Source organism: Flavobacterium sp. KY-23415, from assembly GCF_055384985.1.
The window spans coordinates 2,479,823-2,505,273 of sequence record NZ_AP044001.1 but is presented as its reverse complement, the minus strand read 5'-3'; the positions used below and the strand labels follow the sequence as shown (position 1 = coordinate 2,505,273).

22 protein-coding genes and 3 tRNA genes are annotated in these 25,451 nt (G+C 31.0%); 9 read left to right on the top strand and 16 right to left on the bottom strand.

The genetic code is table 11. The features are described from left to right. Nucleotides 1–34: 34 nt before the first annotated feature. Together ACZ49Z_RS10845 and ACZ49Z_RS10840 are read left to right on the top strand one after the other, a co-directional pair. Nucleotides 35–1,921, top strand: coding sequence for a T9SS type A sorting domain-containing protein (locus tag ACZ49Z_RS10845; RefSeq protein ID WP_464304339.1), 1,887 nt, complete (start codon nucleotides 35–37; stop codon nucleotides 1,919–1,921). Between the two features lie 350 nt (nucleotides 1,922–2,271). Beyond that, the gene (locus ACZ49Z_RS10840) at nucleotides 2,272–3,162 is read left to right on the top strand and encodes a T9SS type A sorting domain-containing protein (RefSeq protein WP_464304338.1); all 891 of its coding nucleotides are present in this window, start codon (nucleotides 2,272–2,274) and stop codon (nucleotides 3,160–3,162) included. Nucleotides 3,163–3,214: 52 nt separating this feature from the next. Here the strand turns inward: ACZ49Z_RS10840 and der are convergent, their stop codons facing one another. Next, entirely contained in the window at nucleotides 3,215–4,525 is a 1,311-nt protein-coding gene (gene der / locus ACZ49Z_RS10835) for a ribosome biogenesis GTPase Der (protein ID WP_464304337.1), read from the bottom strand. 154 nt (nucleotides 4,526–4,679) lie between these two features. On the opposite strand from der, the gene ACZ49Z_RS10830 reads away from it, so the two are divergent. Next, a complete protein-coding gene (locus tag ACZ49Z_RS10830) occupies nucleotides 4,680–5,171 on the top strand; it encodes a hypothetical protein (RefSeq protein ID WP_464304336.1) in 492 nt (163 codons plus the stop codon). Nucleotides 5,172–5,175: 4 nt separating this feature from the next. On the opposite strand, the gene era is transcribed toward ACZ49Z_RS10830, so the two are convergent. After that, nucleotides 5,176–6,060: a GTPase Era gene (gene era, locus ACZ49Z_RS10825; protein WP_464304335.1), complete on the bottom strand. Its 885-nt coding sequence runs from the start codon at nucleotides 6,058–6,060 to the stop codon at nucleotides 5,176–5,178. Between the two features lie 114 nt (nucleotides 6,061–6,174). On the opposite strand from era, the gene ACZ49Z_RS10820 reads away from it, so the two are divergent. The 3 genes from ACZ49Z_RS10820 to ACZ49Z_RS10810 all read left to right on the top strand — a co-directional run bounded on the left by ACZ49Z_RS10820 (nucleotide 6,175) and on the right by ACZ49Z_RS10810 (nucleotide 6,459). Beyond that, nucleotides 6,175–6,247 (top strand) — tRNA-Met (locus ACZ49Z_RS10820). Between the two features lie 33 nt (nucleotides 6,248–6,280). Further along, a tRNA-Met gene (locus ACZ49Z_RS10815) sits at nucleotides 6,281–6,353 on the top strand. Between the two features lie 33 nt (nucleotides 6,354–6,386). Then, nucleotides 6,387–6,459 (top strand) — tRNA-Met (locus ACZ49Z_RS10810). A 1,268-nt stretch (nucleotides 6,460–7,727) separates the two neighbouring features. Here the strand turns inward: ACZ49Z_RS10810 and ACZ49Z_RS10805 are convergent. From ACZ49Z_RS10805 to ACZ49Z_RS10785, 5 genes are all read right to left on the bottom strand, one after another. After that, nucleotides 7,728–8,396 (bottom strand): response regulator transcription factor, encoded by a 669-nt coding sequence (locus tag ACZ49Z_RS10805; RefSeq protein ID WP_464304334.1) that lies wholly within the window; start codon nucleotides 8,394–8,396, stop codon nucleotides 7,728–7,730. A 2-nt stretch (nucleotides 8,397–8,398) separates the two neighbouring features. Continuing rightward, a complete protein-coding gene (locus ACZ49Z_RS10800) occupies nucleotides 8,399–9,163 on the bottom strand; it encodes a sensor histidine kinase (protein ID WP_464304333.1) in 765 nt (254 codons plus the stop codon). Further along, the gene (locus tag ACZ49Z_RS10795; protein ID WP_464304332.1) at nucleotides 9,133–9,774 is read right to left on the bottom strand and encodes a hypothetical protein; all 642 of its coding nucleotides are present in this window, start codon (nucleotides 9,772–9,774) and stop codon (nucleotides 9,133–9,135) included. Before ACZ49Z_RS10795 ends, ACZ49Z_RS10800 begins: the two co-directional genes overlap by 31 nt. 1 nt (nucleotide 9,775) lies before the next feature. Then, entirely contained in the window at nucleotides 9,776–10,093 is a 318-nt protein-coding gene (locus tag ACZ49Z_RS10790; RefSeq protein ID WP_464304331.1) for a hypothetical protein, read from the bottom strand. A gap of 99 nt (nucleotides 10,094–10,192) precedes the next feature. After that, on the bottom strand, nucleotides 10,193–10,669 hold the full coding sequence (locus tag ACZ49Z_RS10785; RefSeq protein ID WP_464304330.1) for a hypothetical protein: 477 nt from the start codon (nucleotides 10,667–10,669) through the stop codon (nucleotides 10,193–10,195). 233 nt (nucleotides 10,670–10,902) lie between these two features. Here ACZ49Z_RS10785 and ACZ49Z_RS10780 point away from each other — a divergent pair, with 233 nt between their 5' ends. Both ACZ49Z_RS10780 and ACZ49Z_RS10775 read left to right on the top strand, forming a co-directional pair. Further along, on the top strand, nucleotides 10,903–11,373 hold the full coding sequence (locus ACZ49Z_RS10780) for a DUF1761 domain-containing protein (protein WP_464304329.1): 471 nt from the start codon (nucleotides 10,903–10,905) through the stop codon (nucleotides 11,371–11,373). A 77-nt stretch (nucleotides 11,374–11,450) separates the two neighbouring features. Continuing rightward, nucleotides 11,451–12,596 carry an 8-amino-7-oxononanoate synthase gene (locus ACZ49Z_RS10775; protein WP_464304328.1) on the top strand — a complete coding sequence of 382 codons (1,146 nt, stop codon included), beginning with the start codon at nucleotides 11,451–11,453 and terminating at the stop codon, nucleotides 12,594–12,596. A 137-nt stretch (nucleotides 12,597–12,733) separates the two neighbouring features. On the opposite strand, the gene ACZ49Z_RS10770 is transcribed toward ACZ49Z_RS10775, so the two are convergent. Further along, entirely contained in the window at nucleotides 12,734–14,659 is a 1,926-nt protein-coding gene (locus ACZ49Z_RS10770; RefSeq protein ID WP_464304327.1) for an ABC-F family ATP-binding cassette domain-containing protein, read from the bottom strand. Between the two features lie 68 nt (nucleotides 14,660–14,727). Here ACZ49Z_RS10770 and ACZ49Z_RS10765 point away from each other — a divergent pair, with 68 nt between their 5' ends. Next, nucleotides 14,728–15,111 (top strand): DUF983 domain-containing protein, encoded by a 384-nt coding sequence (locus tag ACZ49Z_RS10765; protein WP_464304326.1) that lies wholly within the window; start codon nucleotides 14,728–14,730, stop codon nucleotides 15,109–15,111. On the opposite strand, the gene ACZ49Z_RS10760 is transcribed toward ACZ49Z_RS10765, so the two are convergent. The 8 genes from ACZ49Z_RS10760 to ACZ49Z_RS10725 all read right to left on the bottom strand — a co-directional run bounded on the left by ACZ49Z_RS10760 (nucleotide 15,104) and on the right by ACZ49Z_RS10725 (nucleotide 25,450). Beyond that, nucleotides 15,104–16,159: an NAD(P)/FAD-dependent oxidoreductase gene (locus ACZ49Z_RS10760; protein WP_464304325.1), complete on the bottom strand. Its 1,056-nt coding sequence runs from the start codon at nucleotides 16,157–16,159 to the stop codon at nucleotides 15,104–15,106. The two genes, ACZ49Z_RS10765 and ACZ49Z_RS10760, sit on opposite strands and share 8 nt — an antisense overlap. 69 nt (nucleotides 16,160–16,228) lie before the next feature. Further along, nucleotides 16,229–17,122, bottom strand: a complete 894-nt coding sequence (porN, locus tag ACZ49Z_RS10755) for a type IX secretion system ring subunit PorN/GldN (protein WP_464304324.1) — start codon at nucleotides 17,120–17,122, stop codon at nucleotides 16,229–16,231. Nucleotides 17,123–17,163: 41 nt separating this feature from the next. Continuing rightward, nucleotides 17,164–18,699: a type IX secretion system motor protein PorM/GldM gene (gene porM, locus ACZ49Z_RS10750; protein ID WP_464304323.1), complete on the bottom strand. Its 1,536-nt coding sequence runs from the start codon at nucleotides 18,697–18,699 to the stop codon at nucleotides 17,164–17,166. 56 nt (nucleotides 18,700–18,755) lie between these two features. Continuing rightward, nucleotides 18,756–19,388: a type IX secretion system motor protein PorL/GldL gene (porL, locus tag ACZ49Z_RS10745; protein ID WP_464304322.1), complete on the bottom strand. Its 633-nt coding sequence runs from the start codon at nucleotides 19,386–19,388 to the stop codon at nucleotides 18,756–18,758. A 51-nt stretch (nucleotides 19,389–19,439) separates the two neighbouring features. Continuing rightward, a complete protein-coding gene (gene porK / locus ACZ49Z_RS10740) occupies nucleotides 19,440–20,813 on the bottom strand; it encodes a T9SS ring complex lipoprotein PorK/GldK (protein WP_464304321.1) in 1,374 nt (457 codons plus the stop codon). A gap of 145 nt (nucleotides 20,814–20,958) precedes the next feature. Beyond that, the gene (locus ACZ49Z_RS10735; RefSeq protein WP_464304320.1) at nucleotides 20,959–22,107 is read right to left on the bottom strand and encodes a formimidoylglutamase; all 1,149 of its coding nucleotides are present in this window, start codon (nucleotides 22,105–22,107) and stop codon (nucleotides 20,959–20,961) included. Nucleotides 22,108–22,110: 3 nt separating this feature from the next. Beyond that, nucleotides 22,111–24,609 carry a type I DNA topoisomerase gene (gene topA, locus ACZ49Z_RS10730; RefSeq protein WP_464304319.1) on the bottom strand — a complete coding sequence of 833 codons (2,499 nt, stop codon included), beginning with the start codon at nucleotides 24,607–24,609 and terminating at the stop codon, nucleotides 22,111–22,113. Between the two features lie 67 nt (nucleotides 24,610–24,676). Then, nucleotides 24,677–25,450 carry a hypothetical protein gene (locus tag ACZ49Z_RS10725; protein WP_464304318.1) on the bottom strand — a complete coding sequence of 258 codons (774 nt, stop codon included), beginning with the start codon at nucleotides 25,448–25,450 and terminating at the stop codon, nucleotides 24,677–24,679. Between the last annotated feature and the right edge of the window lies 1 nt (nucleotide 25,451).

The following is a 25,451-nucleotide window of genomic DNA, read 5'->3' as shown; positions in this document are numbered from 1 at the left end:
AAACATTTTTATAAAATCAAATAATTAATTTAAGATGAAAAATTTATTTACAAAATTACTATTCCTAATATGGGGAATAACAAGCGCACAATGCGTTACCAATGGAGCATTAACTAGTACTTGTAGTGGAAATGGATATAATTCTCCATTTTGCGTTCAAGGTTGGCAAGCAAGTCATGGAACTCCAAGTGTAACAGGAGCTGTTAACAGTAATAATGGAGTTTGGTTATGGTCTCATTCTAATATTGGAGAAGGAATATTTACCAATTATAATTTTGTAGCTGGTAGAACCTATCAAGTTTCTTTCCGAGTGATGACTAGCACAAGTATTAATAACCCTACTGCTGCCACATTAAATTCGACTGCAAACGTCAGAGCTGTTAGTGGTTTAACGACAACATCAAGCACAAATATTCCTTCAGCTTTAAATGGTGGAGAACTTATTTGGCAAAGAACTATTGGCTCTAACATGGGAAATTGGTCAACTATAACAATTAGTTATACACCATCTCAAAACAATACACAACTTTGTTTCTATCCTTTAATGACAGTTAATTCTAGCACCAATAGAAATGCACAAGTACAAATGGAAGTAGATGATATTGCTATAACACCTCCTGTAACTTCTGTTTTTCACTTTGAAGATGCGAATAACAATATGAAAACAGATTTTTGCGAAGGAGAAAGTATTCTTCTAGACGGAACTGCTTCTTTTGGAGAAGATCAATATTACCTTGATGTTTGGAGAAGACCTATAGGTTCAACAGGAGCTTTTCAATGGCAAACACAAAAGGGCGGAAATGGATGGACACAAGGGCAATTAGGAGTTTTAAATTTAACTTCAATATTCAATAGTCAAGGTTACAATTTCGCTTCAGGATATGAATATCAAATCAAAGTGGCAACCTCTTCTTCTCCTTGTGTGGGATGGGTTCCAACTACACATGAATTTAGAGTTTTAAATTCTAATGCGTCTTCTCTTTTCAGCTTCAATTCATTTTGTGCTCCAAATGGAACAATTAGTGTTACAGTAACCGCAAACGACACTTCTGCAGGCGTAAACCACTGGTGGGGATTAATTGAGACTTCTGTTGCAGGTTCAACATCGGATGCCAATAGTCTAGGACTTGTAGGAGGAATACAAAATGGAACAACAGCAACTTTTACAGGTTTATCAAAAGATAAAAACTATTATATTAAACACGGTGTTTATAATAGTTGTGTATCTTGGAGAGAAACTAGAACTGCACTACCACAAACAGCATCATGGTCTGGCTACACTACTAACTTTTCAATTAATGCATCAAACATTGGAAACAATGTAACAGTTACAGCAAATGCCAACACAAACCCAGTTTTTGTAAATCACGGATGGTCAATATACTATGCACCAAACGGAGTAACTACAGGAAATAGTCCTGTAATTGGTAGCAACCCTTCTGTTAGTAATAATGGAGCAACAGCTACTTTCAATACTAATTTAGTCGTAAACACTTGGTACTATATTAAACATGGAATATGGAACGATTGTGCCCCATGGGGAGAAACAAGAAAAGCATTTAGAATTGTAATACAAGGTAGATTAGCAAGTGGTGAACCAGATTATGCTATAGAAACTAAGGACATTAAGGATGTGTCTCTTGAAAAAGTTTCTAAAGATGTTAATAGCACTTCACTTGAACAATTATTTCCTAATCCAGTAGCAAAAGGAGACAGCTGTACTCTTACTACAGATTCAGAGAATGTGAGCGAAGTAATCATGATTGATTTATTAGGAAAATCTAGCAAGCTTAACTTTTCTATAAAAGATGCAAGCACAATAACTTTTCCTATTGATAGCGCTGTAATAAAAGGTATATATATTGTCAAAATAATTAAGAAAGACAATAGTATTACTACTAAAAAATTGATTGTGGAATAATCTCGTTTTCCAATAAAATTATTATTAAAAGCTGTCTAAATTAGGCAGCTTTTTTTTATCATTATCATTTATCCTTTTAGTTTTCACTTAAGAGATTAATCTATACTATTTATGTTTTTGAATTTATTATAATACACATCAAAGTTTACTAACCTGTTGTCTTTTATTAAAAAAAGAAGAAAGAATTTCCATTATGAGAATTCAAGTCATAAATAGCGTTAAATCTAAATTACAGTTTAAAAAAAGGGGGTTTTTCCCCATACGAAAAGGATCTTTTACATTGGAATTTTATCATTAAAATGATGAATCTTTGTCATGTAAAAAAAATCAAACTATAAAAATCTTTTAAAATGAAAAAAATATTCTTAACACAAATAGTTTTCTTGTTATTTATCATGATGAATGCGCAACAAATAACAAATGGAGGCTTAGATGGAAGTTGCTCTGGCAACGGCTTTGCAGCACCAAGTTGCATAAAAGGATGGTCTGCTAGTCACGGAACACCTACAGTACTAAGAAATGCTGACAATAATTCTTGGGCTTGGTTAAGTACAAATGGAAAAACAAACGAAGGAATATTTACCAATTATAATTTTGTTGCAGGAAAAACATATTTTATTTCATTTAAAATCAAAACATATATTAATGCGAATAATTCTGAATACAGAAAAGCAAAAGCTAAAGCAAACATTTTAGCCACAAACGACTTAAACGCTTCATCAAACACTGACATACTCAAAATTTCAGAAACTAGTGAGGTGGTTTTGACAAGTTCAATTTCTAATAAAATTTCAAATTGGGAAACAATTCGTATAACATTTACACCAAACAAAAACAACACACAACTTTGGTTTTTTCCTTCTATGAAAAATAGTCCAAAATTTAACAAAAATACTAAAGCTCAAATGGAAATTGATGATATCGAAATTAATACCTCAGAAAACAATACATTCGATACTATTATCGAAATGGAAGATAACGAAAAAGAAACTATCACAGAAAACATTTTTCCTAATCCAATATATAGGGGACAACTTTTAAACATCACTGCTAACCCAAAAAGTGTTAATGAAGTTGCATTATTTAGCATGTCTGGTGAAAAGCAAAAAATAACTTTTGATAAATTAGATTCACATACAATCAGCTTCAATATTAACAACTCTATTGCCAAAGGCATTTACATTCTTAACATTGTAAAAAACAATAACACAACCATAAGGCAAAAAATAATTGTAGAATAAATTTGTTTAAAAGTCAAAAAAAATAGCTTCCGAAATGGAAGCTATTTTTTTGTTATTTCTGTCTAAAATAAATATCAATTGGAACACCAGAGAAATTATAATTTTCTCTTAATTTATTTTCCACAAATCGCTTGTATGGATCTTTAACATATTGAGGTAAATTGGCAAAAAACACAAACTGAGGTGTTGGTGTTGGCAATTGCATACAATATTTAATCTTAACATATTTACCTTTTAATGCTGGAGGTGGTGTTGCTTCAATAATTGGCAACATCATCTCGTTAAATTTAGAAGTAGCGATACGTTGTTTTCTATTTTCATATACTTCAACTGCTGTTTCTAGAGCTTTTAATAAACGTTGTTTTGTTAATGCAGAAACAAATAGAATTGGCACATCTGTAAAAGGCTGCAATTCTTCACGAATTTTTCTTTCATAATCGCGTGCAGACATAGTATCCTTTTCAATTAAATCCCATTTGTTTACCAAGATAACAATGCCTTTTCTGTTTTTTTGGGCTAGCCAAAAGATACTTTGATCTTGTCCTTCAAAACCACGTGTGGCATCAATCATTAAAATACAAACATCACTATGTTCAATTGCCCTAACGGAACGCATTACAGAATAGAACTCTAAATCTTCTTTTACTTTGGCTTTTCTTCGAATTCCAGCAGTATCTACCAATTTAAATTCGAAACCAAATCGATTATAAGTCGTGTCAATTGCATCACGAGTTGTTCCTGCTATATCTGTCACTACAAAACGATCCTCTCCAATTAATGCATTAATGAATGATGATTTACCTGCATTGGGACGACCTACAACTGTAAATCTCGGCAAAGGATTTTCTTCTTCGGCAACTTCTGGCATTTCTGGTAAAAGACGAACCAATTCATCCAATAATTCTCCTGTACCACTTCCATTCATTCCAGCAATAGTAAAATATTCCCCTAATCCTAAAGAATAAAACTCTACAGCATCCTTTTCTCGTGCACCGTTATCTACTTTATTTACCGCTAATATAATTGGTTTAGTTACTTTTCTAAGCAATTTCGCAACTTCCTCATCCATAGGCGTTACCCCTTCTTCTACATCTACAACAAAAATAATTGCATCTGCTTCATCAATTGCTAATTCTACTTGACGACGAATTTCACCTTCAAAAACGTCATCAGAACCTTTAATATAACCACCTGTATCAATTACAGAAAATTCTTTTCCATTCCATTCACTTTTCCCATAGTTTCTATCACGAGTCACTCCGCTTACAGCATCAACAATAGCATCTCTACGCTTTATTAAACGATTGAAAAATGTTGACTTCCCTACATTTGGCCTTCCAACTATGGCTACTATATTATTCATACCTATATTTTTGAAGTTGCAAAGATAAGGATTAGAAATTACAAATTTGACGTTAGATTTATAACTTTATTAATCAAACATATAAAAAATCTACAATGAATGTTAATTTAAAAAATATTTTGTAATTTAGATAATCTAAAAATCCCAAATTAAGATGAGTAATAACCTAAAACTAAGATTTCGTTTTTATAACGTTTGCAACAAATCTATTGCTACGATTAAAAAAGAATTTGAGGATTTAAAAACTACTGTAGAACCAGACTACAAGATAAAAATGATTGATAATCATATCTGGTTTAGCATTGGTGTTTTAAAAAGAGAGAAATATTCTCCACAATTACATATTGAAATGGAAGAAATGGAAGACGGGAACACTGCCATTAATGGCTTATATGGCCCTGATCCCGTCTTGTGGACTTTCTTTATGTTTTTACATTTTATTATTGCAGGTGTTTTTATTATCTTTTCAATAATTGCTTACTCAAAATATAAATTAAACCAAAAAATACTTTTAGATGTTACTATCATGATGAGTATGGTTATTTTTTGGTTTGCACTCTATTTCTTTGCTCGATATAACAGAGAAAAAGGTATTCCGCAAATGGAAAAACTTGAACAATTAATGAAAAAAGTAATTACTGTCTAATTTCTTATTTTTGATTATAGCCAAATCTTCTCAATTGATATTCGCTACTTCTCCAATCTTTATTTACTTTCACATAGGTCTCTAAGAAAATTTGTTTTCCAAAGAATTTTTCTAAATCTTCTCGTGCTTGAATACCAACTCGCTTCAATGCACTTCCTTTATGACCAATAATAATTCCTTTTTGTGTATCGCGTTCTACCATGATAACAGCTCTAATTCTTATTATTTTTTCATCTTCTATAAATTCTTCTGTTTCAATTTCAACTGCATAGGGAATTTCCTTTTCATAATTTAAAAGGATTTTCTCTCTAATTGTTTCATTTACAAAAAAACGTTCCGGCTTGTCTGTTAATGCGTCTTTTGGATAAAAAGGCGGTGAGACAGGCAATAATTCTATAACCCTATCAAAAACCACTTGCACGTTAAAATTTTCTAAAGCCGAAATTGGAAAAATTTCAGCATTTGGAACTTTCTCTGTCCATAGAGCTACCTGCTCTTCAAGCTGTTCTTGATTGGATTTGTCAATTTTATTAAGCAGCAATAGCACTGGAATTTTAGAATGAATAATTTTATTGAAGAAGGCTTCGTCTTTCAATTCCTTTTCTCCTATTTCTACCATATAAATTAAAATATCTGCATCTTCAAAAGCATTTTTAACAAAACTCATCATTGAATTTTGTAATTCATAGGCAGGCTTTATAATCCCTGGTGTATCCGACAATACCATTTGAAAATCATCTCCATTTACAATCCCTAAGATTCTATGACGAGTTGTTTGAGCCTTACTCGTAATAATAGACAATCTCTCTCCTACCAACGCATTCATCAGTGTCGATTTACCCACGTTAGGATTTCCTATGATATTTACAAATCCTGCTTTATGTTCCATATTATAAAATTTATTTTGCAAAGGTAGTCATATCAGCCGAATAGAAGAAATTTAAATTTAAGCTAAAAAAAACTTGCTTTTCAATATAATCGTTATATCTTTGCACTCACAAATCGCGGGATAGAGCAGTAGGCAGCTCGTCGGGCTCATAACCCGAAGGTCACAGGTTCGAGTCCTGTTCCCGCTACTAAATTATTTATTGAGAATACAAAACGCACATCGCGGGATAGAGCAGTAGGCAGCTCGTCGGGCTCATAACCCGAAGGTCACAGGTTCGAGTCCTGTTCCCGCTACTAAATTATTTATTGAGAATACAAAACGCACATCGCGGGATAGAGCAGTAGGCAGCTCGTCGGGCTCATAACCCGAAGGTCACAGGTTCGAGTCCTGTTCCCGCTACTAAAACAAAACCTTTCAGAAATGGAAGGTTTTTTTTTATACGTATTTCTCAAAAGTAATACCAATAACGAGGATCAATTAAAGCAAATCAATTAAAACATCTCAATTTCTTTATGAATATAAAAAATTTAATGTAAATATTAACTTTAACCAAAGTTATGTATTAGAAATTTAATTATGAAAAAACAACTGCATTATATTCACGTCTATCTCTCATAAAAAAATCTAACGCGAAATCTGTGGATTTATTTAAACATTCTTTATACAAAACTAACTATAACAGAATCACAAAAAGAGCAAATCATTAATTTCCCAAAAAAAATAATTTTATACGTATTTATACGTAAATTTAGCTGTTTTTTATACGTATAAATACGTATTTTACTTAACCTACTACCTTATTTAATGTTACAAAAAATACATTTTGATTTATAGTTTTTCACTTTTTTCTCATTTTCTTTTTTACTCTTAATTAAAAATGTATTTATTTTTTTTACCTAAATTACTCACTAGACTTAACAGTAAAAAAAAAAAAAACTAAAAATTTATATAAAATACCGCATTTTAAAACTACTATTATAGCAGTAGATAATCCAAAAAAAATAAATCCTGTAACAACCATAATGAGGAGCAATTATTTTAATAACTTTTTACTAACAAACTTCAATTAAGCCAAAATTACCATTAGGCTTCTATTACAAAAAAAACAGTTACTTTATATTTGCTTTAGTGTCCCGTTTCACATCCTCAATATAGCTAATACTATATTTACAGATCAAAAATCTCGCACGACTCAACCATTTTCAACAATTTCTCTCATAACAAAGTCGAATACACAATAAGGGGCAAACATAAAAAATGAAAAAATGACATCAAGAAAATACTTGATTTATTTCAAAAAACGCAGATTACTGTAAATCTTCGTTAAGAAAAAACAAAAAAAACACCAAGATTATATAACATTTCAGAAGTATAAGTCTATTCTTCTTGTTTTAAAAACACATAAGCAATAAAGATTACAAGAGGATAGATTGAACATAAAGTACAAAATAACAACAGATTAGACAAAACAAAAAAGCCCAACTCTTTACGAGTTGGACTCTTGTAGCAGCTTATTTTTTAAAACATCTTAAACCACTGCTAAAAACACTTAACTATCACTCCAAATATAAGAACAAAAGTTCACGTGTGCAATACGTATTTATACGTATTTTCAACCTTTTTTTCTACGTATAAATACGTATTTTTGGAAATAAGACGTCATTTTTTTAAATTTCATCGAATGCAATGAGTTGATGCTTCAATGCAAAGATAACAACACCAATAAAGTTTTTTGCTTTTGTTTTTTCTAAAATATGCCTTCTATGTGATTCAACCGTCCTAACATTAATCTTTAGCTTCTCTGAAATTTCTTTACTACTACTTCCATTAGAAACAAATTTAATAATTTCAATTTCTCGCGCTGTCAATATATCTTCGTCAATTATTAGAGTATCTTCACTACCCTCTGGTTTTTTATTATCCCAAAGCATCACTTCTCTAATAACATTACCCAATTCTTGTCCAAAATAATAACCGTTCTCTTTCACACTTAAAATAGCATCTTGTAATTGCTCAGGATCTGAATTTTTAGTAAAAAAACCATGTGCCCCAAGCTCCATTACTCTATGAATACTTTCTTTTGTAGTTAATTGAGAAATAATGAGCACATATATTTCTGGGAACTTATCTCTAAGTACCTTGCATGTTTGAAATCCATCCATTTCTGGCATTTGAATATCTAATAAAACTAAATCAATTTTAAAATCGTTTAATTTATCTAAAAACTCCCTACCATTATTAGCTTGAAAAACTACTTCTATATCTTCAAAAGAATTCAATAAATGAGCTAAACTTTTCCTAAAAAGCTGATGATCATCTACAATTGCTACTTTCATTTCTATACTTTATTTAAAGAGATTAAAAATTGATTTCCAACATTAACATTATTTTGTTTGAAAACAGCTTCTATTACTTTTAATCTGGAATTAATATTTTTGAGTCCAGTTCCTTTAGAGTCACTATACAATTCTTTAAAATTATAAGGAATTCCATCATCTGAAATTGTAATATTATAAACTCCTTGATCAAAAGTTATACCAATATTACATTTCGTTATATTGCCATACTTTATCATATTTGTAGTAAATTCCTGTATAATCCGAAATAACTCATAAGATATTTCATTAGAGATATCTAAATAGGCTATTTCAGTTTTTACAGAGAAACATGCTGCTGTTTTTTTATTTATGCGGTCAAAATAATCTTGTAGAGCAACAATAAACCCTGATGACTCCAACAAAGGAGGCATTAACTTATAAGAAACAAGCCTTGTGTTTTCTAATGCTGCTTCTACACCAGATTTAATTTCTTCAAACAAGATTTTTTTTTCTTCATCTTGTTCCGTTTTATATAATACAGATAAGAAATTACGAATAGCATTCAAATCTCCTGATACACCATCATGGATATCTGCAGCAATTCTCTTGCGCTCAGTCTTTTCAGACTCTAAAGAAGTTTTGAGTAATAATTCTGCTTCTTTCCGTTTAACTTTCATCATATTAGTTTGATAAAATACGGCTAAAAACAAAACAAACAGTACCAATAAAGTAATTAGCCCTGTTCCAACAACAATTAATGTTCCAACTTGATTCGTGCTTTCCAAACTGTAAATATTAAGATAACCCTTAGAATGAGGTTAAAAATAATGATTAAAACCCAATAATCAAGCAATTTTATGGAATCATTATTTATAATATAATCAGCCGTTAGAAAGACTAGAAAAGTTCCTGTAAAATAAATTAACAAACCAGAGATGTAATAAAACTCTGTTCTATGGTATAACGCTTTGTCTTCCATTTTCTTAAAAACATCTAAGAACCATAAAAAACTACTAACAACCACCATTAATGTTATGGCAATATTTAGCGGTAAATCATCTATTGTTTTGGAGTTGGGAGACCAATCTATAAGACAATAACCATAGAGCAATAAATAGAAAGCTCCAAAAAAGAGATAAGATTTTTTAAAATCTAAGATTTTGTAATAAAAATACCAAACCACAGAAAACTCCAAAAAAGAATAAATCCTGAACCAATAACCAGTATTTAAATGTAATAAATAAGTCCCTATATACTCATAAATTGAAGAAAAACCAGTTAAAAGAATAAAAGGAAGAAAGTAAACCGTACTTTGATTTACTCTTCTGCTTAATAAATAGATAATTACAGGGATGAGCCCTGTAATTATAAACAAATAAAATAATTCTGTATTCAATTTATTTCCCTGTTAATGGACTCTCAGAATCACAATATTGAGGACATGGCAGCCCCTTATCCAAAATAATTCCATCTGTCATATCTCTTCCATCTGCCTTTACACCTACTAAAACAGGAGCCAATCTTTCTAAAACAACATCATAACCATTATAGATGCGAATACCTACACACTCAGGTTGTTTTAAAATCAAATTTATAGTATCTATACCTATAAATGACGCTTTTATTTCTTTAGGAAACTTTTGTTGAAATTGCTTTGTTAATACTACTCCATCTTTTAAAGAAATTTCAGATCCTGAATTTGAGTTAATTGCCATAATTATTAAAGTTTTGGGTTAATGCCTCTAAGTTATTCATTTTTCTTTAAAATTTACCCTTTAGCCAACTATTATTTATTGTAAATTTACTTACATTTTTCATACACCTACAGTAGTGTCCATTCTACAATTCTTTTTGACAAACAATGTTTTCCAAACTACCCAAAGTATTTTAATTGCTATAAAACTAAAAGCATAAGCTACGAAATGAATAAAGTCATAATCTAAAATAAAGTTTAACAACATTGCACCACTTAAATATCCTATTGAAGATATCATAGAATTTATAAATACTCCTGAAGGGTTATTTATATATTTTACGCTAGAAGGATGAAACATTAAAACAAAAGATGAAATTCCAATATTTACCAAAAACCAAAAACTAGACATTAAGAAACTTATTCCGATTACATAATAAAACTTTACATCAAAAATAAAGTTCTCGTCAAGTTTATTTATTAGTTCTGACTTAAAAAGAAAGAAAGCAATAAGAAAATAATATGTTTGTCCAAGTACTGAAAGAAATATTGTTTTTTTACTTATTTGTAATTCTCTAATTATTGAAATGAAGTTCATTTTATTTTTGTTTTCTACTTTAAATTAAATTCTCAACTTTTCAAATCTAGGAACAATAATTATACAAATCAATACGTATAAATACGTATTTTTAAGGGTATTTTGTACGTATAAATACGTATTTTACACTTTTCACCTTCTTATTAGCATATAAAAAGCAAAAAATAAAACACGTTTTAACTAAGCCAAATTTGCTTATATTTGAGAGAACTAACCTTATAAAAACAATTATTATGAATTTTTTAGCAATTTTAGTAGCTGCATTAAGTACGTTTGTGCTTGGTGCTATTTGGTACAATCCAAAAGTATTCGGTACTGCTTGGATGAATGAAACTGGTATGACTGAAGAGAAAGCAAAGAATGGAAATATGGCAAAAATTTTCGGGTTTGCACTATTCTTTGCTCTTTTACTTGCTTTTATTTTACCCACTATGGTTATTCATGAAACAGGCGTAATTCAAGCTGCGGGTGGAAACGAAACGGATGTAGCTGTAATGGAATTTTTAAAAACTCATGGTGGAAAATTTAGATCCTTTAAACATGGTGCGTTTCACGGTGCTTTTTTAGGTATCTTTTTTGCCTTACCTGTTTTAGGAACCAATGCTCTTTTTGAACAACGCAGTTGGAAATATATATTTATTAATGCAGGTTACTGGATTGCCAGCTTAATCATTATGGGCGGAATAATTTCTGCTTGGCAATAAAAAAGACAAAATTGTTAGTTAATTAACATTTAATTATATATTAATCGTTCTATTTTTGCGGAACGATTTTTTTTACATTGGAAAACATAACATTCAAAATATACCAAGACGTTGCGGAATTACCTCACAATTGGGATATAGTTTCATCATCTAATCATTTTTTGCAGAGACCTTATTTAGGTGTCCTTCAAAATGCTGCCCCTTTAAACATGCAGTGTTTTTTTATTGGGATTTTTGAAAAAAATGAACTCATAGGTGTAGCCATAGCGCAATACATAAACGTAAATCAATTAGAATCTTTCGGAGAAAGAGATAATTATCTAAAAACACATGTTAGAAACTTTATTTTCAAGAACTTTTGCTCTCATGTTCTTTTCATTGGGAATAATATGATTACTGGTGAAAACAGCTTTACTTTTAAAAAAGAAGTTAGTACACAAGTCATAAGCAAGATCCTAATTGATTGCACAACATATCTAATTGATTATTTCAGAAAAAAGAAAGTAAAAATTCATATTGTTACCTATAAAGATTTTTACAAAGACTTTACTGAAAAATTAAAAAAGTATGATTTCAATGCAATATATGAATTCAACACACAACCCAATATGATTTTTCACTTAGCTGAAGAATGGAAAACTACCGAAAATTATATTAGTGCTTTTACCAAAAAATATAGAGATCAATACAAACGCGCACATAAGAAAATTGAAGGTGTCGTGGTCCAAGAACTATCGCTCGAAGAAATCATTACAAACGAAGAAAGAATCTACGAATTATATCATCATGTTGCTTTAAATGCTCCATTCAATACTTTTTTCCTTTCAAAAAACCATTTTTCATTTTTCAAAAAACAATGTGGAAATAGATTCAAACTCTTTGGTTATTTTAAAGATGATTTACTTGTTGGTTTTCACACCCTTCTTTTGAATGAAGCAACTTTGGAAACCTATTTTCTTGGTTATGATGATGAATTTCAGAAAGAGCACATGTTATATCTAAATATGCTATATAACATGACAGAGTTTGGAATCGTTAATGGGTTCAAAAAAATCATTTTTGGCAGAACTGCACTAGAAATAAAAAGTTCTATTGGAGCAAAAGCAGTTGTTATGACAGGTTTTATATACCATACTAACACCATAATAAATAGATTGATGCCTAAAATATTCAATAAATTAGAACCAGAAGTTACTTGGCAACCTAGACATCCTTTTAAATAGTCTTTTATCGATAATAAAACATCTAATTTTATAATTTATACAGACTCCTACTCTCATTTATAAATTTTGGGCTTATTAAGCTCATAATAAACCCAAAAAAAAAAATTACTCAAATTACTCATTAGAACTCAGTGATATTACTCCAGTTCTTCTAATTCAATTTGGACATTTTCCCAATCTTCTAATAATTGATCCAACTCTTTCTTTTTCTTTTCATATGCAGTAAAGAATGAGGCATTTTCAACCAATTTATCATAATTTGTAGCCAACTCTTTATCGTCTTTTTGAATATCATTTTCTAATTGCTTTATCTGATTTTCAATTTTACTAAGCTTATTTTGCAATGCCTTTTGCTTTTTTTGCTCTTCATAAGAAATTGCTTTCTTTTCAACCTGAGTTGCAGTAGCACTTTTTGATGCTTTTGGAGTATCTTTTGTTTCAAAAGCACGCATATCGTTAGCATTTCGTTGTTCCAAAAAGAAATTAATATCTCCTAAGTATTCCTTAATTTTCTGATCTTTAAATTCGTAAGTAACATTTGCTAAACCTTGAAGAAAATCCCTATCATGCGAAACGAGTAACAATGTCCCTTCATATTTTTCTAAAGCAGCTTTTAAAACATTCTTAGATTTAATATCTAAGTGATTGGTTGGCTCATCCATTAAAAGTACATTGATTGGCTGTAAAAGTAGCTTACACAATGCTAAACGGTTTCTTTCACCTCCAGAAAGCACTTTTACTTTCTTTTCTACATCATCACCTCTAAACAAAAAAGCCCCTAACATGTCTCTCACTTTTGAACGATTAGAATCTAACGCAGCTTCTAACATCGTGTCTAAAAGCGTTTTTTCTCCATCTAAATATTCTGCCTGATTTTGAGCAAAATATCCTAATTGAACATTATGACCTAGCTTAATGGTTCCATCATATTCGAATTCATTTACAATAGCTTTAATAAATGTAGATTTCCCTTGTCCGTTTTGACCAACAAATGCAATTTTACTTCCACGTTCCACTAGCAGCGAAATATCTTTTAAAATTACTTTTTCTCCATAAGCCTTAGTAACATGTTCTGCTTCTACTACTACTCTTCCTGGAATTTGAGAAACAGGAAATGAAATATTCATTACCGAATTATCGTCTTCATCTACTTCGATTCTTTCTACTTTATCTAACTTTTTAATTAAAGATTGTGCCATGGAAGCTTTAGAAGCTTTGGCACGAAATTTTTCAATTAACTTTTCGGTTTCCTCAATTTTTTTTGCTTGATTTTTCTGTGTTGCTAATTGTTTTTCTCTAATTTCTTCACGAAGTAATAAATATTGAGAATATGGCTTATTAAAATCGTAAGCTTTTCCTAATGAAATTTCTATTGTTCTATTAGTTACATTATCTAAAAACATCTTATCGTGAGAAACGATAACGACTACTCCAGAAAAATTTCTTAAAAACCCTTCTAACCAAATAATACTTTCAATATCTAAGTGATTGGTTGGCTCATCTAGCAGTAAAATATCATTAGACTGTAACAATAATTTAGCCAGTTCAATACGCATTCTCCAACCTCCAGAAAAAGTATTTGTTAAATTATCAAAATCTTCTCGCTTAAAACCTAAACCTATAAGTATTTTTTCAGTATCACCAACATAATTATAACCTCCTAGAATTTCATAATGATGCGTTACTTCTCCCAATTCTTCAATTAATTCAGAATAGCTTTGACTTTCATAATCTGTTCTGGTTGCTAATTCGTGATTAATTTCTTCTATACGAAATTCAGCTCTTTTTATATCTCCAAAAGCTTGGTAGGCTTCTTCCAAAACAGTTCTTCCTTCTTCAAAATCAATATCTTGACGAAGGAAACCCATTTTCACTTCCTTTTCTGTAGCAATAACCCCTGAGTCAGGCTTAAAATCACCAGCCAAAATTTTTAGCATCGTAGATTTACCTGCACCATTTTTACCTACAAGTCCAACTCTATCCCCAGAGCCCAAACGAAAAGTAACTTCTTCAAAAAGATAGGTCCCTCCGAAAGAAACCGATAAATTATGTATGTTTAGCATGATAGTTTTGTTACAATTGTTACTTATTTACTTTGTGTAAATAGTATCTTTGTATAAATTTTTTGCAAATGTTAAAAAAAGGATCCAAACTAAATAGTATTTTAACAGGAAGTTGTCCAAAATGTCATGAAGAGAGCATGTATGAAGACAAAAATCCTTATAATTTGTCAAATATTTACAAAATGCATGAAAAATGTAGCCATTGTAATTTAAAATACAAAATTGAACCATCCTTTTTTTATGGAGCAATGTATGTTAGTTACGGTTTAGGTATTGCTTTTTCTGTAGCAGCATTTATAATATCCTATCTATTTTTTAATAGTAGTCTAAAAACAGCATTTGTTGTCATTATAATAACACTTATTCTTTTCATGCCAATCACAATGAGGCTATCAAGAAATATATGGATTAATATATTTGTACATTATGACAAAAACTGGAACTCTAAATAATATTTTTCTTTCTATATATTCTAACAATATCAATTTCTTTATCTAATGCAATCTTATTTTCGATAGCATTAAACAATTGGTTAGCTAAAAACGGAGCCAACATAACTCCTCTAGTCCCAAGTCCGTTCAATATATGCAGATTTTGATGTTTATAATGAGTCCCTACTAATGGCCTTCTATCTTTTACTGTTGGACGAACACCAGCAAAATGATCAATAATTTCATATTCGCAATTAATAACTTCTTCTAATTTTTCAATAAGTTCATCACGACCTACTTTAGTAGGCACATTTGTTTTATCTTTCCAATCATATGTAGCACCAACCTTATAAATATCATTTCCAATAGGAAGAATAAAAACACTAGATTTAACAGTAACATTAATATTCAAATCTTTAGATTTTATAATCAACAACTCTCCCTTTGTACCATCTAATGGCAAATCTTTAAAGAAAGGATTATAATGAAGTCCGAACCCTTCTGCAAACACAATATTTTTTACTTTTAGTCCAGCATATTGTATGTAATCTTCTTGAAACTCTATTTTATTATAATCAAAAGATTCATTAGAAAACATTGAATTTTCTCTTAAAAATAATTCATAGGCATCAACAAGACACTTTACATCTAAGTAACCCGTTCCAAAAACCTCACCAAAACCAAATGAAGCCTTAATACTAGGAAAGTTATTTGGAAGAATATTTGTAGATAAAAAATCAGACAAATTCACTTTATCTGCAGCTTGAAACCAATTATTTTGTTCCTCAATAGATGCAAGCTTCCTGTAAATTGGAATTTTAAAATCAAACTTAACATTTAATTTTTCTTCAATAGCAGCATAAAAAGGCAAAGCCAAATCCAATTGCTCTTTAGCCTTCCAAACTTCACTAAAACGCTTTAAAACAACAGGATTATAGAGACCTCCTGCAATTTTTGAAGAAGGTTGCGAGTAATTTTCAAAAACTTTAATTTTTTTCCCTTCTAGAAGTGCAAACTCTGAAAAACAAATTCCAGCAATACCTGAACCAACAATTAAATAATCTATCATAGTATAAAAATAAATAAACTCCTATCAAATAAATGATAAGAGTTTATAATAAATTGGAGAAAATCTATTTTAATAATTCCACATATCTTGTTCAAAGTCACGTATTTTATCTTTTACGCGTTCTGATTCTAATAATTGCATTTGAGCATTATCTTTCATGTATTCTTTAATCTGGCGATCACCATAAACATTCTCTTCAAGATAGATAAAACTCGTAAATCTTCTTGAATTCAATAAATGATCAAAGGAGAAAGGCATAGCCGAATTTTTATTATTAAATGATTTTGCCTCATGAAGTACATCTCTTGAAGCTGGGAAATATACCCAAAATAAATCAATATAATCCTTCTCTTCATTAGCCATAGTATAAACATCTGGAACTACAGGACAAATCCCAAGCATACGGTATTTTAATTCCCCTTGACGTTTATCAAAATACCAATAACCAACAATTTTGTAAGCATTTACATCGTAAGCTTGAATAACTGTCTTAGTGATATATTCCTCAGGAATAGCTTCACCTGCATTGTAGTATTCTCTACCAACATCAGATGTATCAATCAATACTAACGAAAACTCAATATCTTCTAATGTCTTTTTGTCTTGAAAATAACTATCTCCATAAACCTCAGTAATTTTACCATCTCTAATACCGTTAATTAAAACATTATAAAGTGGTTGTCTTTCTTTTGTTGACATTACATCTCCTTCTACAGGAAAATATAAAGGAAAATTTGCTCTTTCATCAAGATCAATATATTCCCAAACTCGTTTCCCCATAAGCACATCTCTATCCATAACATAACCGTATGGAAGTGGTCTATCATTATCAGCAATTAATTCTGCTTCTGTTTTTTGACCAATTTGATCAGGTGTCTTAGCATTTAAAAGATTAGACTGTGCAAAAGTTAAAACCGTATTTAAACCTAATGCTCCTACTAATATAATTTTTCTCCAATTCATTTTTTATTCTATTTAGTTTATATATAAACTTATATTGTAACTTATTTAATTTCGTAAGTACAAGGTGCTGTTTTAGGCAACATATAATTTCCTGCACCAACTAATTTAGTTTGGATATTGCTAATAATAACAACGTCTCCTCTTTGTGCTTTAGAAATAGCAGCTTTAGCTCTAGCATCCATTTTATTTCCAGAAACTAATACTGTAGGTTGCCCTGGCACTTTAATTGTAAATCCAGTAACATTTAATCCTACTTCAAAATCGAAATCTTCTAATTTAGCTCCAACAGTTGAAATTTCTAAATTATTTTTAGGACCCGTAGCAGCATACTCTCCTCTAATTGTTCCATTAGGACCAGGAATACCTTTAATACGGAACATCTTTTGATCAGTTACTACTTTACCATCTGGCAATTTAGCATTAACATTAATCAACACTTCTCGTCCAGAACCTGGGCTCATGTTATACTTACCATTACCTACTTTAGTTAATCCAGCTGCCGAAGCTGTAACATCACTATCAGATACACCTGCAAAAGATATTGTCATTGGGTTTACAACACCACGGTAAACAACATTCATTTTATCAGCAGATATAGTTGCTGAATTTGGACGGGGTACTACAACATATTTACCTTCAAACTTCAATGGAATTTCTTTCCCATCTTCTAAAAATCCAAATTCACCAGATATATTTTGCTCACCTATACCACCAGCAGTCATCGAAATAACAGCTTGTCCATTTTCAATTTTACCAGGTCCTTTGAAAGAGGTAGGCTGTGTATTTGCATCATAACGTCCCAAAACTACTTTTCCAGTAACTTGCTCACCTTGGAAATACGCATTTTTATCTAAAACTACAATAGCTTGAAAATTCTTCATAGATGCAGCAGATTTTAAAGCGTTTCCTAAAAATAAATTATAAGAAGAAGCCTCAGTATTTTTAACATCATTTTGCATAGAAGTTAAAAAAGTCAAAGTAGATACTGCTGGAAAACCTTTAGTTTTATAATCTAAATACTTAACTTTCACATTCTCTCTATTCGTGATATCAGCTGTAGAGAATTTTTTTTCAATTTCTTTAATAAATGGAATGTATTTAACATCTGTACCTAGTACTTTTTTAATATCTGCTACATACTTATCTATTTTTGAAACAATTTCAGTTCCTCTTGGGCTATATCCATCTCCTTTAAACCAAACTTCATCAATAGTACTCTTATCCATATTTTCAAATGGTAACTTCCCTGATTTTTTATCCACTTCAAAACCTTTAGTAACGTCAGCTTTAAGTGATTCTATAAAAGCGGTAAACTCTTTTGAGATTCTAGCAACTTCTTTAGCTTTTTTTGCTGATTCACCATATTTTGCAGGCTCATCAGTAGCCTTAACATCTAAAGCTGCTAAAAGAGCCTCATTAGATTGTTCAGTTAATTTGTTTGATTCATCAAACTTGTCGTTAAAGTTACCAAAAGCGGTTAATACTTCTTTTGACATATTCAATGCCAACATTGCAATGAAAACCAAGTACATAAGGTTAATCATCTTCTGTCTAGGGGTTAATTTTCCTCCTGCCATTTGCGTAATTAGTTTTTTTAATTAATAAATACTTTTAATTTAATTGATAAAACTAATTATCCTCTTGTATTCATAGCAGTTAACATACCTCCATAAACTGCATTTAACGATGCAATGTTAGAAGTCATAGACTGCATTTGTTCTTTTAATTTAGCTGCATTATCAGCAATTTCTTTATTTGCTTCTGCGTTTCTTGTTGCACTTTCTAATTGAACTTTGTACAAGCTATTCAATGCTTCCATTTGAGCTGCTGCCTGAGACATTTCTTCTGAATATTTCTTTTGAGAAGCAATTGAATCTACAGTTGGAGAAATGCTTTTAGCAGCTCCCTCAAAATTTCTTATACTAGTACCTAAACTTTCCATTAAAGCGCCATCTATTTTAGCATCTTTTAACAAATTATCTAATTTTTGAGATAACAAACCTTGAGCTTCAACTGGATTTTCTACTTTTTTCTTTCCACCAGACTCTCCCCCAGCTAATTCTGGATAAACAAGTGACCAGTCTAATTCTTTTTCAGGAGCTTCAAATGCTGATAAACCGAAAATAAAAGCTTCAGTTAAAAGCCCTACGATTAACATCTCATTTGCAAATACCCAGTGTTGTAATTTGAATAAAGCTCCAACGATTACTACTGCCGCTCCCATTCCATAAAGGAAGTTCATCATTTTTTTACTTAAAATTGCCATAATAAAAATTTTAGTTAGTTAAGTTAATATAATTAAAAAATTGGTTAAATGTTATTTAGGGCTTGTAGCTGTAGCAGCTGTACCCATATAGTCTTGCACAGTTCTAAATCCGATGTAACTTCTTGCAGAATCAGCATATTCATAATCACGTGTTGAAACTTGTAAGAAATAAGCAACGTCTTTCCATGATCCGCCACGAACTACTTTTCTCATATTTTTACGATCTGCAACATTAGGATTCATCGTAGAAACGAATTCGTTTGCAGTAACATCATAAGCTGATTCTGTCCACTCAGAGACATTACCTGCCATGTTGTATAAATTAAAGTTATTTGGCTCATATGATTTAGCTTCAACAGTATATAATGCTCCGTCAGCTGCATAATCACCTCTATTAGGCTTAAAGTTCGCCATAAAACAACCTCTATCGTTCTTTGTGTAAGGACCTCCCCATGGGAAAGCTCCAGATTCTAGACCTCCTCTTGCAGCATATTCCCACTCCGCTTCTGTAGGTAAACGGAATGAATTTATTTGGTCTCTACCTTTTTTCTTTTTAATGTATGAATTTTTATACAATGTTCTCCATGCACAAAAAGCCTTAGCTTGCCTCCAAGTAACACCTACTACAGGATATTCACCATAAGCTTGATGCCAGAAATAATCATTATGCATTGGTTCGTTGTATGAATAAGCAAAATCTTTAATCCAAACGGTTGTATCCGGATAAATTGGAATAGGTTTATTGTCTTTATATAAATCTTTACGTCCTTTTTTAGTAACCGCCTGATTCCAGTCAACCTCTCTAAATTTAAATTCCAACTTAGAAACATCCATAGTCTTCAACCCATTATACGACTCACTTTCTGGAAGATACATAGAATCCATAACCTCTACATAATACTCATCTGGATATTTTTGAGGATCATTAATAAGTTTTACTTTTCTGTTTAACTTTCTTCCCGCATACGGATCATCGTCAGTTCCGATACTGTAGTAATTCTCATACATATACTTGTCGTATGGTGACATTTCTTCAACGTTTGCATCAGCAAAAGCATAATCTCCAATTCCTCCAGCACCGTCTGTTGCATTTTGTCCAACTTCATCAGCTAACATAGCTAATTTAGTTCTTATTATTGAATCTTTGACCCAATCAACAAATTTACGATACTCACCATTGGTAATCTCTGTTTCATCCATATAAAATGAACGCACAGTTACTGTCTTTGTTGGAGCATCCTGAATTCCGGCTAAATCATCCTCTGATTTACCCATAATAAAAGCACCTCCAGGCACTAATGTCATACCAAAAGGTTTTTCTGGATGCCATTTTTTTCCTTTGGCAGCTACTAGTTCTCCTCTATCTCCTTTACCACAACTGATAAACAATGATAAGATTGCTGCAAATACAACTAACTTCTTCATACAAATTTGGGTTAATATAATTTTACTTTTAAGGGCGTAAACCTATTCAATAATTTTGAAATAAACAATTATTTTTCATAATTTCTTAAAAAAATATTAAAATTAACAAAAAAAAATCGTCAAAATAACTCAAAACACCTTTGATTTACAATAAATTACGTCGATATGCTTTCCACCATCTATTAGGCACTTCTTGCTCACATGCTAACAAATAATCATCATGAGTGCAAGGTAATAACGTATTTCTTTTCAATTTATTATTTGCATTATCTAAAAAAGGTATTTCTATCCACCATCTTTCCGTTTTATTGCTTTTATAAAAGACTAACTCATCTTCCTCAACCAAAACAATATACTTCAAATACTCTTCTTTACTACCAAATGGATATTCTCTTGACCTAAAAGAAAACCCTTCTATAAAATACCAAACACACTGTGACACTAATACTGACTCTTTTTCGGTAGGTCTAAAATTAAACAATCCAAAACAAGAAACTTTATCACTAATACCTGAATATCTTGATAAGGCACATATTTCTTTTCCATCAAATCCATTTGGAACAAAATGATCATAATTACCTGAAAAAGAAGATTGGACTGATTTCATATCTACACTCACTAAATCTGCATCTCTAAATACTGGTTCAGCAATTGCTATTTTATTAGACAACTCACCTAATCGATATGCTTCAAAATACAATTTCTCTATTAAATCTATTTCTTCTTGAGAATTATAATATGTTTGATAGCCTAAATTACTAAAATTAAATAAATTATTTGGTTCTTCAACAATTATTCGTGTCAAAAAAGAATTATAAATATAAGCATTTTCTTTTGCAAAATCAAAATAACTATCTATTGTTACCAAATTAACCATTTGATCTAAATTATCATAGGCTCTATATAGCGCATATGTTAAATCTTGAGAACCACCAATAAATATTGGGACAATTTTCTTTCGCAAAAGATCTTCATTTATAGTTTTCACCAAAAAGTAAGTATCTTCAATTGTATCCCCTGCAATTATATTTCCTAAATCGACAATTGACAAACTCCAGTTACCTGGAAACATTGAGTAAAAAGATTTCCTAAACGAATCAAATTTTTCATTCTCATTTTCACTCCCGCTACCTCTGTATTCATTTACACATATAATTGCAATATTGCTATTCTCTAAATCTGGGAAATCGTCATCAGTATGAAACAAAACTTTCTTACCTAATGCTTGACTAGACAAGCTTTCTTTAAACTCAAAAAAACTTGTACTAATTGGCTGTAAAAAATCAAAAACCATGAATTATTTCTTTTTTGTAGCTGTTTTTTTAGCGGGAGTTTTTGACTTAGTTTTTTTTGCTGGTGCTTTTGCCTCAATCATTTCCTTGACTTGATCTAATGTCATTTTACTAGCATCAATATCTTTACCAAGCTCAATTTTTACTTTCCCTTTTAAAATCACCGATCTACCCCATCTCGCTTTCTCAACCCTAATTCCTTCGTCTTCCCAATTATGAATTACTTTATCAATCTCTTTTTGAATTTTATCTTCAATGAGCTCTGTAATATCAGCTTGTGACAGGTTATCGAAATTATATTTTTTATTCACATTTATAAACATTCCGTCCCATTTAATAAATGGCCCAAAACGCCCCACTCCCTTTTGCACAGGCAACCCTTTATATGAAGCAATTGGTGCATCTGCTTGCCTTTTTTCTTCAATCAATTCTATTGCTCTTTCAATACTTACATCCAAAGGCTCTTCCCCTTTTGGTAGTGATATAAAGGTTTTACCAAAACGCACATAAGGGCCGAAACGACCATTATTTACTTCAACTTCTTCTCCATCGTATTTACCAAGCGACTTCGGCAACAAGAACAGTGTTAACGCTTCTTCTAATGTAATTGTTCCAATATTTTGCTCAGGTAACAAACTTGCAAACTGTTTTTCTTCATCTTCTTGTTCCCCTATTTGAACCATTGGTCCAAATTTACCTAAACGTACTGATATTTGCCTCCCAGTTTCTGGATGTTTACCCAAAATTCTTTCTCCTGTTTCTCTTTCAGCATTCTTTTCTACATCTACCACATTCGGATGGAAATGATTATAAAAATCACTCATCATTTTTACCCAATCTTCATTACCCGATGCTATCTCATCAAAATCTTGCTCAACTTTCGCTGTAAAATTATAATCCAAAATAGTTTTAAAATTCGCTACAAGAAAATCATTCACTATCATCCCAATATCCGTTGGAACAAGCTTTCCTTTATCTGAACCTGTATTTTCTGTTAAATCTTTAGATACAATCTTCCCGTTCTCAAAAACCAACTGATTATAGTTTCTTTCTTGCCCTTCAAAAGTCCCTTTCTCAACATAATTACGGTTTATAATTGTTGAAATTGTTGGCGCATAGGTTGATGGACGACCAATGCCTAATTCCTCTAACTTCTTAACCAATGAAGCTTCTGTATATCGACTTGGAGGTCTAGTAAATCTCTGCGTTGCTGTTATATAATTATTGAGTAATTTCTCATTTACTTTCATTGCTGGCAACATTCCATCTTGCTCCTCTTCATCATCATCGTGACCTTCCAAATAAACCTTTAAAAAGCCTTCAAATTTGATTACTTCTCCAGTAGCTGTAAAAACTTCGTTATGATTATTTGCTTCAATCTTAACATTGGTTCGTTCTAACTGTGCATCGCTCATTTGAGAGGCTAATGTTCTTTTCCAAATCAAATCATATAATCTCGCTTGATCGCGATCTATATTTACAGTATGCCTAGACATGTCTGTTGGGCGAATTGCCTCATGGGCTTCTTGTGCACCTTTCGATTTCGTGTTATAATTTCTTGGCTTAGCATATTCTTTACCATAATAACTTTCAATCTCTGCTTGCGCAGCACTCATTGCTTCATTTGAAAGGTTTACACTATCTGTTCTCATATAGGTAATTAATCCTGCTTCATACAAACGCTGTGCAATTTGCATCGTTATTCCTACTGGTAAATATAATTTCCTTGCAGCTTCTTGTTGCAACGTAGAAGTAGTAAATGGTGCTGCTGGAGACTTTTTGGTTGGCTTAGTCTCTAGATCTGCAACTTTATAACTTGAACCTATATTATCTCTTAAAAATTTTTCTGCTTCCTCTTTGGTTGAAAAATTCTTAGGCAATTTAGCTTTAAAAGCTTTCCCAGATTCATTTGTAAATTCTGCAGTTATACTATAAGATGCCTCAGAATTAAAATTTTGAATCTCTCTCTCTTTTTCTACAATTAATCTTACTGATACTGATTGTACTCTACCTGCCGACAATCCTCCTTTTACTTTCTTCCACAAAACTGGAGACAGTTCATACCCTACTAATCGATCTAAAACTCTTCTTGCTTGTTGCGCATTTACCAAATTATAATCAATAGTTCTAGGGTTCTCTATTGCTTTTTGAATTGCCGTTTTAGTAATTTCATGAAATACAATTCTTTTGGTTTTGCTTTTTTCCAACTTTAACTCTTCCGCTAAATGCCAAGCAATCGCTTCTCCTTCACGGTCTTCATCGGATGCTAACCAAACCATTTCAGCTGATTTTGACAAGTCTTTTAGTTTTTTTACCAATGATTTTTTATCACTTGATACTTCGTATTTTGGTCTAAATCCATTTTCAACATCAACTCCTATTTCTTTTGAAGGTAAATCAGCAATATGACCAAAACTAGATTCAACTTGATAATCCTTTCCTAGAAATTTTTCTATAGTTTTTGCCTTTGCAGGTGACTCTACGATAACTAAATTCTTTGCCATTATCCATATTTTATTTGGGACAAAAGTAGGCTTTTTTTTAAATTAAACATTCCTGAAACAACAATAATTATATTTTATCATACTTATAAGACCCAATTTGATCTAGTTCTTTATCATCTGAATCCCCCACAGCATCCTTATAAATGAAGTATTGCGGAATCAAGATCAAAGCAAACGTAAAAAAGAAACCTATACCACATAAAAACACTCCAACATAAGCAACTAGACTAGTTACTATTCTTAATAAAAAAGTGACAATCCAATTTTTATTACCAATAGCAAAAGCAATTTTAACAATTTCTGTTGTGCTTAATTTTTGATTGTATGCATATATTAGAACAATATAACTAATCGGTATTGCTGTATAAAGAATTGGAATAAAACACACCATATAAGAAATTAAAATAATTCCGAGTGATGCAACTGTAACTTTAAATGTTTTTAAAAATGTATCCTTTTTTAATAATACAAAAAAATCACTCGTTGCGTAATTTTCACCTTTATCTGCTTTTCTATATATAATATATAATCCTCCGAGCAATCCTGTAAAAACAGTCATTACAAAAAACAACACAATAAGAATTAGAGAAAAGAATAACATCCCAAATAGCGAAACCCAAAAATTATTATACGATAAATCACTCCCTTTTAATCCCGTTAACAATACAACTGGCAAAACAGTTATCATTGCAATTCCTAAATAGGTCATTATAAAAAACAACACCAATAAAAACCCTTGCAACCAAGTCTTTTTAAACAACTCTACAGATCTGTTAAAAACAGTATTAAAATCTGCACTATTACTTTTTTCAATCTTACTTTTTATTTCCAAAAAATTCATA